Source organism: Polaromonas sp. P1_G2 (assembly GCF_056405515.1).
In genome coordinates, this window is sequence record NZ_JBFUBY010000230.1 from 1 (window position 1) to 11,844 (window position 11,844).

The 11,844-nt window shown below is 64.5% G+C and carries 11 protein-coding genes; 10 read left to right on the forward strand and 1 reads right to left on the reverse strand.

From position 1 onward, the window contains the following. The first annotated feature begins 83 nt into the window (after positions 1-83). The 3 genes from dapF to AC1D0P_RS19515 all read left to right on the forward strand — a co-directional run bounded on the left by dapF (position 84) and on the right by AC1D0P_RS19515 (position 2,797). Positions 84-956, forward strand: coding sequence for a diaminopimelate epimerase (gene dapF / locus AC1D0P_RS19505; protein ID WP_477678268.1), 873 nt, complete (start codon positions 84-86; stop codon positions 954-956). A 78-nt stretch (positions 957-1,034) separates the two neighbouring features. Then, positions 1,035-1,730: a DUF484 family protein gene (locus tag AC1D0P_RS19510; RefSeq protein WP_477678269.1), complete on the forward strand. Its 696-nt coding sequence runs from the start codon at positions 1,035-1,037 to the stop codon at positions 1,728-1,730. Between the two features lie 11 nt (positions 1,731-1,741). Further along, positions 1,742-2,797, forward strand: coding sequence for a tyrosine recombinase XerC (locus AC1D0P_RS19515; protein WP_477678270.1), 1,056 nt, complete (start codon positions 1,742-1,744; stop codon positions 2,795-2,797). Positions 2,798-2,815: 18 nt separating this feature from the next. Here the strand turns inward: AC1D0P_RS19515 and AC1D0P_RS19520 are convergent, their stop codons facing one another. Then, entirely contained in the window at positions 2,816-4,630 is a 1,815-nt protein-coding gene (locus AC1D0P_RS19520; protein WP_477678271.1) for a sensor domain-containing diguanylate cyclase, read from the reverse strand. Positions 4,631-4,777: 147 nt separating this feature from the next. Between AC1D0P_RS19520 and AC1D0P_RS19525 the strand changes: the two genes are divergently transcribed. From AC1D0P_RS19525 to rsmH, 7 genes are all read left to right on the forward strand, one after another. Next, positions 4,778-5,968 (forward strand): class I SAM-dependent rRNA methyltransferase, encoded by a 1,191-nt coding sequence (locus AC1D0P_RS19525; RefSeq protein ID WP_477678272.1) that lies wholly within the window; start codon positions 4,778-4,780, stop codon positions 5,966-5,968. Between the two features lie 164 nt (positions 5,969-6,132). Then, a complete protein-coding gene (locus AC1D0P_RS19530; protein ID WP_477678273.1) occupies positions 6,133-7,032 on the forward strand; it encodes a CobW family GTP-binding protein in 900 nt (299 codons plus the stop codon). Between the two features lie 344 nt (positions 7,033-7,376). Further along, complete coding sequence (dksA, locus tag AC1D0P_RS19535) at positions 7,377-8,408, forward strand: RNA polymerase-binding protein DksA (protein ID WP_477678274.1); 1,032 nt, start codon at positions 7,377-7,379, stop codon at positions 8,406-8,408. Positions 8,409-8,447: 39 nt separating this feature from the next. Beyond that, the gene (locus AC1D0P_RS19540) at positions 8,448-9,035 is read left to right on the forward strand and encodes a hypothetical protein (protein WP_477678275.1); all 588 of its coding nucleotides are present in this window, start codon (positions 8,448-8,450) and stop codon (positions 9,033-9,035) included. Positions 9,036-9,261: 226 nt separating this feature from the next. Beyond that, entirely contained in the window at positions 9,262-10,128 is an 867-nt protein-coding gene (locus AC1D0P_RS19545) for an STAS domain-containing protein (RefSeq protein WP_477678276.1), read from the forward strand. A gap of 475 nt (positions 10,129-10,603) precedes the next feature. Continuing rightward, positions 10,604-11,032, forward strand: coding sequence for a division/cell wall cluster transcriptional repressor MraZ (gene mraZ / locus AC1D0P_RS19550; RefSeq protein ID WP_477678277.1), 429 nt, complete (start codon positions 10,604-10,606; stop codon positions 11,030-11,032). 9 nt (positions 11,033-11,041) lie between these two features. Then, a partial coding sequence (gene rsmH, locus AC1D0P_RS19555; protein WP_477678278.1) for a 16S rRNA (cytosine(1402)-N(4))-methyltransferase RsmH occupies positions 11,042-11,844 on the forward strand: 803 nt, incomplete at its 3' end.

The following is an 11,844-nucleotide window of genomic DNA, read 5'->3' on the forward strand; positions in this document are numbered from 1 at the left end:
CAGCAACCCTCAGCAAAGAGAACAGAGGAAGCGCGGACAGCCGGCGCAAGACCCGGCCGAACAGAACCACAGATAATCCCCCAATGCGAATCCGATTCACCAAAATGCAAGGCGCCGGCAACGACTTCGTCATGCTCGACGAAACCCGAGGCCCCTTGGGCCTGACCACCGCCCAATACCGTTTCCTCGCCGACCGCCACTTCGGCGTGGGCGCCGACCAGATCCTCACGGTGCGGCCGTCGCCTGGAAAAGGCATTGATTTCGAATACGTGATCCACAACGCCGACGGCGGCGAGGTGGAACAGTGCGGCAACGGCGCACGCTGTTTTGTGCGTTTTGTGCGCGAGCAGGGGCTGACGAGCAAGGACGTTGTGAGGGTCAAGACCCTGAGCGGCATCATCGAGCCGCGCATGCAGGCCGATGGGCGCGTGACGGTTGACATGGGCGCGCCGGTGTTCGAGCCGGTGCGTGTCCCGTTTGACGCGACGGGTCTCACGCCCGTCACCGAGGGTTCATGGGAGAAGTGGCCGCTTGCGCTGGCAGGGCAGGCCGCACCGTCTTTCATTGCGGCGCTGTCCATGGGCAACCCGCATGCGGTGCAACTGGTGAATGACGTCGATACCGCGCCGGTGCTGGAAACTGGTCCGCTGATCGAAAACCATGCGCGCTTTCCGCGCCGTGTGAACGCCGGCTTCATGCAGGTGGTCTCGCGCGGGCAGATACGCCTGCGTGTCTATGAGCGCGGCGTGGGCGAGACCCTGGCCTGCGGCACGGGCGCCTGCGCGGCGGTGGTGGCCGGCATACGCTGGGGCCTGCTCGATACGCGGGTGGACGTGATGACGCTCGGCGGCCAGCTCACGATTGAATGGACGGGGCAGCTCGATGCACCCGTCATGATGACGGGTCCGGCCACCACGGTGTTCGAGTCCGAGATTGAGATTCCCGACACGATCTGAGCGCTTTCGGCCAAAGCGGATGTAACGCGAACCACCAGCGACCTTTGCGTGGGCCGCAAAACTGAGGACAATGCCAGCATGAACCCAACCGAACATCCCATCACCGAAGACGACATCGCCAACTTCCTGGCCAACACGCCCGACTTCTTCGAGCGCCACGCCGAGTTGCTGGCTTCGGTGCAGCTGTCCAGCGGCCACGGCAACCGCGCCGTCAGCCTGCAGGAACGCCAGGCGCTGATGTTGCGCGAAAAAATCAAGGGCCTGGAGACGCGCATGGTCGACATGATCCGCCATGGCCAGGAGAACGTGGGCATCGCCGACAAGATGCAGCGCTGGACGCGCAAGCTGCTGCAGGCCGCGCAGGCGCGCGACCTGCCCGGCGCGGTGGTCGAGGGCATCACCACCGAGTTCCTGATTCCCCAGGCGGCCATCAAGATCTGGGACGTGAACGGCATTTTTTCCGACGAAAGTTTTGCCACCGGCGTGAGCGAGGACGCCAAGGCCTTTGCCTCTTCGCTGGGCGCGCCCTATTGCGGTGTCAACTCCGGTTTTGAAGCCGCCGGCTGGCTGCCCGAACCCGCCGTGGCGCTGTCGATGGCGATGATCCCGCTGCGCGTTGCCCCGGGCGCGGAGGCTTCCGGCCTGCTGGTGCTGGCCTCGCCCGATCCGGAGCGCTTCCACAGCGGCATGGGCACCGACTTCCTCGAGCGCCTGGGCGAACTCGCCAGTGCGGCGCTGACGCGCCTGCGGCCCCAGCAGGTGGCGGCCGCGTAAACACCACGGCCATGGCGCAGACGTTCCCGCTCGCGCCTGAAACCGGCGGCGCCGAGCCTGCGCCTGTGCCGCCATCGCACCCGCTGGTCGAACGCTACCTCGAGCACGTGCGCGTGGAAAAGCGCCTGGCCTTGCGCACCGTGGAGCTGTATGCGCTGGACCTGCAAAAACTCGAGGCCAACGCCCTGCAGGCTGGCGTGCAGCTGACCGAAGTACAGAACATCCACATGCGGCGCTGGGTGGCGCAGATGCACGGCGCGGGGCGCAGCGGCCGCGGCATCGCGCTCATCCTCTCGGGCTGGCGCGGCTTCTACACCTGGCTGGGCCGCGAGGGCCTGGTCAAAGGCAACCCGGTGCAGGACGTGCGCGCGCCCAAGGCCGCCAAGCCCCTGCCCAAGGCCCTGAGCGTGGACGAGGCCGTACAACTGGCCGCCTACCAGGCCGACGTCACCGACGGTGACCCTTTGCTGGCGCTGCGCGACCAGTGCATCACCGAGCTGCTCTACGGCTGCGGCTTGCGCATCGGCGAGCTGGTGGGGCTGGACGTGCAGGCCAGCGCCCAGGCGCGCGGCTGGATAGACATCGATGCGGCCGAGGCCCATGTGCTCGGCAAGGGTTCCAAGCGGCGCAGCGTGCCGGTGGGGGTTGCGGCGCTGCAGTCGCTGCGGCAGTGGCTCGCGGCGCGCGGCGCCTGGGCGCGCGAGGACCAAGCCCTGTTCGTCAGTGAGCGCGGCACGCGCCTGACGCCGCAGCACATACGCGTGCGCCTGAAGCAGCGCTCATTGAAGGCCGGGCTGGCCACGCCGGTCCATCCGCACATGCTGCGCCATTCCTTTGCCAGCCACGTGCTGCAGTCCAGCGGCGACCTGCGCGCCGTGCAGGAATTGCTGGGCCACGCCAACATCACGACCACGCAGGTCTACACGCGGCTGGACTTCCAGCACCTGGCCAAGGTGTATGACGCGGCGCATCCGCGCGCGGTGTCAAAGGCCGGTATGGGTGTGGCGCCGCCGCTTGTGACCGACCAAGCCGCCACGCCGAAAGCGACCAAGACCGGCAAGGCCTGAGCAGGCGCCGGGACCGTCTCAGGCCGCCTTGGGCCGGTCGCGCCGGGGTGGCCGCAGGGGCTGCGCTTCCCCGAGCATGAACACCGCGCGCTTGCTGTCGGTGGAGGCGGCGGCCAGGCGTTCTTCGAGCTGCGTCAGCAGGCCCTGCGCATTGGAGCCCTGGTGGGGCACCAGCGCATAGGCCACATGCACCTGCGCCACGCAATCTACATGCAGGCCCTTGTAGGGCATGAGGCAACGCGCCACGATGCGCGGCCCCAGCGTGCCGGCGTCTTCCGCGTTGAACGGGCCTTCCACCAGCATGCCGAAGCGCCGCTCCGACAGTCGTGCGGCGCTGTCGATTTCGCGCGCGGTGGACAACAGGCGCTCGGCCACGCGCAGCGGCAGCTCGTCGGCCGCTTTGCGCCCGAAGTCACGCTGGATCTGCTCGGTATTGACCAGGTCGATGATCATCACCGCGCTCTGGTGACGCAGCCGTTCGGAGCGCGCGATCATGCGGATCAGGCGTTCGGCGAACACGTGGCCGTTGATCAGGCCGGTCGCCGGGTCCACCCGGTCCAGGCCCTGGATGCGGCGTATGTTTTCGCGGCGCTGCTGGCTGCGCAGCATCAGCACCAGCATGACGATGGGCAGGTGCAGCGCCACGCCCAGCTGCATGCCATGCTGCGTCAGGAAGCCGATGGGCACCAGTTCGGCGTTGCGCGCCAGGGTCCAGCCGGCGGCGACCAGCACGGGCACATAGGCCAGCATCAGCCAGGGTGCGAAGCGGTCGCCCCGCCGCCAGGCCCAGCCCATGACCAGCATGCCGCTGAACTGCAGCAGCAGCATGATGGGAATGAACACATCCATGCGCGAGGCCGCGGGCACCAATGCCAGCAGTACGGCCGTGAGCGCGCCCAGCACCGCCTGGCCGACCATCAGCCAGTGCAGGCGCATGGAGCGTTCGGGCAGGGCCACGGCCGCAGAAATGAACAGCAGCGTGGCCGCCGCCGTCAGCATGGGCAGCACCGAGGTCGCGACGTCGCTCCAGCCCGGCCAGGCGGGCCACAGGTGCAGGCCGGCGATGCCGGTGACGGTGGCCTGGGTCAACCCCAGCAAGGTCACGCACAGGGCGTAAAAGCCATAAGCGGAGTCGCGCAGCGACACGGCGCCCAGCGCAGAGATCAGCGCGGCCAGGCCGGTCAGGCCGAAGAAAATGCCCAGGATCAGCGAGACGCGCTGTTCGGAGTAGCTGAGCCGCCCCTCGCTGATGAACTGCAGCGGCGCGCTGAAGGGGTGGCCGTTTTCCAGGCGCAGCAGGTAGTTGGAGGGAACCTCGGCCGACAGTGCGATGGGCAGCAGCGGATGGCGGTGCGGCACCGGCCATTTATTGACCGCCACCAGGTCGCCGGCTCGCTGCTCGCTCCACTGGCCGGCGCCGTCCAGCGTGTACAGCGACGCCCGGTCTATGGACGGGTAGGGGACCTCGAGGTACCAGCGTTCGTTATCGGGTGCGGGTGGCACGTTGAAGCGCACCCACATCGAATAACCGCTGGTGACCGGATAGATCGCGTCGGCGTGCGTCGGCTTCCAGGGAATGTCGGGCGAGGCGGCGACCTGCTCGGGGGTGAACTTGCCGGTGGTGTCTATCCAGTAGTCGCCCCAGTCCTGCAGCGCCACCGGTTGTATCTGGGCGTCGAGGTCCAGCACCGTGCGCGAGCGGGCATCGAGGCTGGTCAGCGCCAGCAGCGAGCCCATCAGCAGGCTCATCGCCAGGCCCAGCAACAGGGTCCGTACAGCCGTGCCTCTGCGAATCACATTGCCTGCAATTGGCGTGTGTTTCTTCAACTGCACGGAAAAGTACTTAAAAATCATTAACCTGCGATTGTCGCAAACTTTCGCGAAAATTACAGTCCCTGTTTATGGGACAAAGGCGGGCGTTGTTTTGCGGTTCACTGGGGAAGGGCTGGGGCCGGTGCGCCCTGCCGCGACAATAGCGCCATGAAAATTATTCGATTGCGGGATGGCAAGGAGCGCTCCTTGCTGCGGCGCCACCCCTGGATTTTTGACGGCGCCATCGCCAAGGGCGGCGGCGATGCCGGCGAAACCGTGCGGGTGGAAGGTCATGCCGGCCAGTTCCTCGGCTGGGCGGCTTTCAGCCCTGCTTCCAAAATCCGGGCACGGGTCTGGAGTTTTGACGAGGCCCAGCGCATCGACGCGGCTTTTTTCGCGGATCGCATTGCCCAGGCCCTGAAGGCCCGGGAGCTGTTTGATATCCAGAGCGACGGCCGGCGCCTGATCCACGGCGAATCCGACGGACTGCCTGGCCTGGTGGTTGACCGCTATGGCGACACCCTGGTCGCCCAGTTTTCCAGCTGCGGCGCGGAAAAGTGGAAAAGCGTGATCGTCGAAGCCCTGCTGGCCCAGACCGGGTTGACCCGTCTCTATGAGCGCTCCGATGCGAGTTCGCGGGCGCTGGAAGGCCTGCCCGAGGTCACCGGATGGCTGAAGGGTTCCGGCGAGACCGGCATCACCATCACCGAACACGACTGGAAGCTCAGCCTGGACATCGCCGAAGGCCACAAAACCGGCTTTTACCTGGACCAGCGCGACAGCCGGCAGAAGTTTGCGGCCTACACGCGCCGCCTGGGCTTCGGAAGCGTGCTCAATTGCTACTGCTACACCGGCGGCTTCACTGTGGCCGCGCTGGCCGGCGGCGCCGGGCACGTCACGTCCATCGACTCGTCGGCCCCGGCGATTGAACGGGCCCGCGCCAACGTGGCGCTCAACGGCTTTGACGCCGGCCGCACCACCCTGCTCGACGCCGACGTGAACGCCTCGCTGCGCCAGTACCAGAAGGAGGGCCGGACCTTCGACGCCATCGTGCTGGACCCGCCCAAATTCGCGCCGACCGTGACGCACGCCGAGCGCGCCGCCCGGGCCTACAAGGACATCAACCGCCTGGCGCTGTCCATCCTTTCAACCGGGGGCGTGCTGTTCACCTATTCGTGCTCGGGCGGCATCAGCGCCGACCTGTTCCACAAGATTGTGGCTTCGGCCGGCACAGACGCGGGTGTGGACGCCTTTATCTCCGAACGCATGGGCGGCGCCCCCGACCACCCCATGACGGTGGCCTTCCCGGAGGGCGAATACCTCAAAGGGTTGGTGCTGGTAAAGCGGGTGGGCGGCTAAGAGCGTATAGCCCGGGGGGCTTGACAGCCTCTGTAAAGTAACTGTTGGCCGAGGTGGTATTCGCCCGGGCCCCGCTTGGGGCTTGAACCCGCCGCTAAACTCCCCAGCTTGGGTTCTCGCGGCCCGCCCGCATCCCCGTAACCCTTCGTTTTTAGGTAGACATCATGAGCTTGATCCCCGTCACCATCCTCACCGGCTTTCTGGGCTCCGGCAAGACCACGCTGCTCAAGCGCGTGCTGACCGAGGCGCATGGGCAGAAGATCGCCGTCATCGAGAATGAATTCGGCGAGGAAAACATCGACAACGACATCCTGGTCAACGACACCACGGAAAACATCATCCAGATGAACAACGGCTGCATCTGCTGCTCGATCCGCGAAGACCTGCGTGAAACGCTGCAGTTGCTGGCCGCCAAAAAACGCAAGGGCCTGCTCGACTTCGACCGGGTAGTGATCGAAACCACCGGCCTGGCCGACCCCGGCCCGGTGGCGCAGACCTTTTTCATGGACGAGGAAATCGCCGAGCAATACCTGCTGGACTCCATCCTGACCCTGGTGGACGCCAAGCACGCGGCCGGCCAGCTCAAYGACCGSCAGGAGGCGCGCCGCCAGGTCGGKTTYGCCGACCAGATCTTCATCAGCAARTCGGACCTGGTGGCCAAGGACGARGTYGAYGCGCTGATGCACCGGCTCAAGCACATGAATCCGCGCGCCCCGCAGAAGGCCAAGGACGGGCATGAGGGCCACGGTCACCATCACCACCATGACGACGACGTCAAGAGCTTCGTCTTCCGCTCCGACAAGCCCTTCAGCCCGGCCAAGCTCGAGGATTTCCTGGGCGCGGTAGTCAACATCTACGGCCCGCGCATGCTGCGCTACAAGGGCGTGCTGAACATGGACGGCACCGACCGCAAGGTGATTTTCCAGGGCGTGCACCAGCTCATGGGCAGCGACCTGGGGCCCGCCTGGGCCGAGGGCGAGAAGAAAAACAGCAAGATGGTGTTCATCGGCATCGACCTGCCCAAAGATATTTTTCTGCAGGGCCTGGAGCAGTGCCTGGTTTGAGGTAGGCTGTCCGCCTGTAGCCTATAAAAGGCGGAGGGCTTCATGTTTGTCTCGATTCTCCAACGATTTGTTTTTTGGGTGTCACAGGGCGCTGGCGAGCCGCTACAATCGCGCGCCGACCAAAATACCCGGAAAACCGGATCGGGAGGCCAGTCAGGCACAAAACCAGCTAAAAAGCGGGTTGAGGATCGCGTTTTAGCGGTTCTCAGGACTGGCGGGCGGCGGACAAACCAGGAAATCTGGCAACAGCTAGGGTTGGACTATCGCACTGCGGCAGTCTGGCCAGGAAGCCGCCGCAGAGGCCCCCGGGCCGTTCCAAGGCTGCTTTCCAGAGGAGACACATTGTGAAAGCCCCAGCGAAGAAGACCAAAACGCCCGCCAAGGCTGCAGCCAAACCGGCCGCCAAGACAGCCGTGAAAGCCAAGACGGCGCCCAAGGCAGCCGCCAAGGCCGTGAAAAAAGTTGCCAAGCCCGTGGCCAAAGCCAAGCCGGCGCCCAAACCCGCCGCGAAAAAGGTTGCGAAGCCGGTGCCCAAGGCGGCACCCTCGAAAAAACCTGCCGCAGCCGTCAAGAAAACCGCTGCCAAGCCTGTGCCTTCCAAGGCCAAGGCCGTCGCCAAACCCGTCAAGCCAGTGCTCAAATCCCCTCCAAAACCCGCCGTCAAACCTCCCGCCGCAAAACCCGTCGCCAAGCCGGTGCCGCCTGTGGCCGCCGTTGCGCCGGCTCCGGCCGCGGCTCCCGTGAGGGCTGGGCTCGCCGCCCCGCCTCCCCTGAAACCCGGCCGGCGCAGTTCCGCCCGGGTCGCCACCCAGTCACCCCCTCCCGCACCCATGGTGCCAACCCATGCGCCCGACGCAGCCAAAGCCAGTTACTCCACAATGACCGAACGCGTGATCGCGCCGCCACCCCAGGCGGCGGCCAAAAAAGACCCCAAGCTCGCCAACAACTGGAAGACCAAATCCGCCGAGCAGCTCACAGACGACGAAGTCAAGGCCATGCCCGACTCCGAGTACATGAATGAAAAGCAGCTGGCCTTCTTCCGCCACAAGCTGTCGGTGCTCAAGCAGGACATCCACAACAGCGCCGGCGAAACCACCGAGCACCTGCGCGAGGACACCGTCGTGGTGCCCGACCCCGCGGACCGCGCCACCATCGAGGAAGAGCACGCCCTTGAATTGCGCACCCGCGACCGCGAGCGCAAGCTGCTCAAGAAAATCGAGCAGTCGATCGCCCGCATCGACTCCGGCGACTACGGCTACTGCGACGAAACCGGCGAGCCCATCGGCGTGGGCCGGCTGATCGCCCGCCCCACGGCCAACCTGTCCCTGGAAGCCCAGCAGCGCCGCGAACTCAAGCAAAAGATGTTTGGCGATTGACGCCAGGCTGCCGATTGACGTATTTTTAGTCGTCCTCCCATGTCCAAAGAAGATACCGCTTCAGGCCTGCTGTCCAAGATGGTGAAGTTCGTCCGGAATCCGGCCACGAACTGGGCCGACCTGGACGCGGCCCCCACGGACCGGGACGAAGCCATGAGCAAGCAGTTGCTCAAGGAAATGATAGAGCGCAAGCGGCAGAACGACTTCGTGCGCAAGCGCGAATTCGACATGCTGCGTAAGATGCGCAAGCGCGAAGCCATGGTCGGCGTCGGCCAGGATCCGGGCGGGCGGCCTTCGTTCTTCCAGAGCAGCATGCCGTCCAAGCCCGACGACAGGGCCACCACGCTCAAGAAGATCGACGAGATCGAAGCGCAGATGTCCATGCAGTGGTGGAAAACCAAGAATGGCGGTATCCCCGACAGCACGCCACCGCATGCCTCGCCTACGGGCGCCAGGAATCCCTCGGTCCAGGCGCCCCTGCTGGACAACGCATTGCCGACGGCCTACAGGGCCACGGCCCCGGCGGGCCTGAGCCATAAAAAACCCGAACCGACCACGGAGGCCTCTCCCCGGCTTTTCGCATTCCAAATTCAGCGCCGTCGATGTAGACGAAGGGGTCGAGCATGACGCCGAACTCGAAGAAGCGGCCATTCGCTTTGCCAACGGCGACGATGCCGGTGCCGAAGCCGGCCTGCTGGAAATCCTCGCCCCGAACGGTTCGCGCACCGGCCATGCGGACACCTGGCTGACGCTGTTCGACCTGTATCGCGCCACGGCCCAGCAGGACAAGTTTGAAACCGCCGCGATCCAGTTCGTCGAGCGCTTTGACCGGTCGGCGCCGCAGTGGTTCTCCATGCCCGACATGGTGAAAAAACTCAGTGAGCCTGCAAGCGGCAAAGCTGCCAACGGGCCCGCGGCCGACTGGGTATGCCCCTCGGTGCTGGGTATACAGACGGTGGCCGCGCTCAAGGCGGCCATGGCCAAGGCCCCGATGCCGTGGCGGCTGGACTGGAAAAACATCAAGTCCATTGAGGCCGCCGCGGTGGAGCCGCTGTACAAGGTTTTCAGCGGCTGGGCCGCCCAGCCCGTCCAGCTGCGTTTCATGGGCGATGCGCAGCTGCAGAAGGTATTGCAGGACGCCACGCCCTCGGGCAGCCGCGACACGGCCCAGAACTGGTGGCTTTTGCGCATGGAGGCGCTGCGCGTCACGCACCGCCCCGACGACTTTGAGCTGGCGGCGCTCGATTTCTGCGTCACCTATGAAGTTTCCCCTCCGGCCTGGGACAGCGCGCGCTGTGAATACAAGCCCATAGACGCCCAGGGCGGCGTTATGAGCGGCCAGGCCATCATCGGCGATGTCTACCGCGACTCGATGTCCTCCAGTCTCAGCTCCATCGAAGGCGACACCCAGATGGATGCGCCGAGCTCGCAGATGAGCAACCTGTTGTCGGTGGAACTGTCCGGCCAGGTGCAGGGCGATGCGATCGCCGTGCTCGACAAGCTCGAAGCCAAGCTGATGGGCGCCGACATGATGCTGATCTCCTGCTCCAAGCTGATCCGCGTGGATTTTTCCGCTGCGGGGACGCTGCTCAACTGGGTGTCGGCCCGCGAAGCCGAGAACCGCGCGGTGCAGTTCTCCGACGTCAACCGCCTCGTGGCCGCCTTCTTCAATGTGATCGGCATCACCGAGCACGCCAGGGTCATGGTGCGCGTCGACTGACGCGGACCGTGCCCACTTTGGCCCTGCGCAACGGGGCCATTTTCAATCGGTTTTTACCTCCCTCATTTCATCGGCCACCGGGTGCACCGCCGCCCGTGGCGCGCCGCTCGCGCCCGCCATCTGGCGCGTGTGCATGCTGTTGTTCCCTGTGCAAACTGGCTTGGTCGCTATGGTTTCTATAGCGAACCTCGCCGTCATGCTCGCGGCGCCAATGTGAGAAGAGGGAAATAGTCCCGCTTTTCACCTTGCCTTCACCGGCCGAGCACTGTTGCCTTAAAGCAATACTTTCATTGCATCGTCTAAGTGCTTAATTTAGAACGCTTTTTGATTTTCCCTTTTGCATCCACAGACGCTTCTAAGTCCTTGATTTCATTGAAAAAATTTGTTTCAAATCCCTTGTTTGCAAATGGTTTCCTGCTAAAGTGGGAGGAAGTGCAATTTAGTGGTGAAAAGTGTTCTCTAAAGGTTTTTAGCAGTGTTTCAAGGCGCCTCATCGTTAGCTCTCGATACCAAAGGTCGGCTCTCCGTGCCGACCCGGCATCGTGACGTGCTGAGCGCCACTGCTTCCGGCCAGCTCACCATCACCAAACACCCGCACGGCTGCCTCATGATTTTCCCTCGCAACGAGTGGGAAAAATTCCGTGACCGCATCGCCTCCCTGCCGATGCAGGCACAGTGGTGGAAACGCATTTTTCTCGGCAACGCCATGGACGTCGACATGGATGCCACCGGCCGCGTGCTGGTGTCGCCCGAACTGCGCGCGGCGGCGGGCATCGGCAAGGACACGGTGCTGCTCGGCATGGGCAGCTACTTCGAACTTTGGGATGCCGCCACCTACGCGGCCCAGGAAGCCGAACAGATGAAGGGCGAGATGCCCGATGTCTTCAGAGACTTTTCGTTCTGAAAGAAGACGGTGAACGGCACATGGATACACCGCACCGTCCTGTTGAACGAAGCCATAGAGGCGCTTCTTGTCAACCCGGACGGCCACTACGTCGACGCGACCTTCGGGCGCGGCGGGCACTCGCGGCTGTTGCTGTCGCGGCTCTCGCCCCAGGGGCGGCTCACCGCCTTCGACAAAGACCTCGACGCCATCGCCGAGGCGCAGACCATCACCGACCCGCGCTTTTCGATCCGCCACGAGGGTTTTATGCACCTGGGCCAGCTGCCCGCCGCCAGCGCGGCCGGCGTGCTGATGGACCTCGGCGTGAGCTCGCCGCAGATCGACAACCCGGTGCGCGGTTTTTCGTTTCGGCAGGAGGGGCCGCTCGACATGCGCATGGACACCACGCGTGGCCAGAGCGTGGCCGAGTGGCTGGTGGATGCATCCATAGAAACCATGGCGGAGGTGATTCGTGAATATGGCGAAGAACGGTTTGCTCAACAGATTGCAAAGGCGATTGATCGTCGCCGACAGGAACGGGGCCCTCTTCGAACCACCGCTGAGCTGGCCGAAGTCGTGGCTGGCGCGGTCAAAACCCGCGAGCCGGGCAAGGACCCTGCAACGCGCACATTTCAGGCTCTTCGGATTTTCATCAACGCCGAGCTTGAAGAGCTGCAACAGGCGCTAGCCGCGTCACTGAAAGTTCTCCAACCGGGAGGCCGTCTGGTGGTGATCAGTTTTCATTCGCTCGAAGACCGCATCGTCAAGCAGTTCATCGCCGCGCATTCGCGCGAGGTGTTCGACCGCCGCGCCCCTTTTGCCGAACCCAAGGC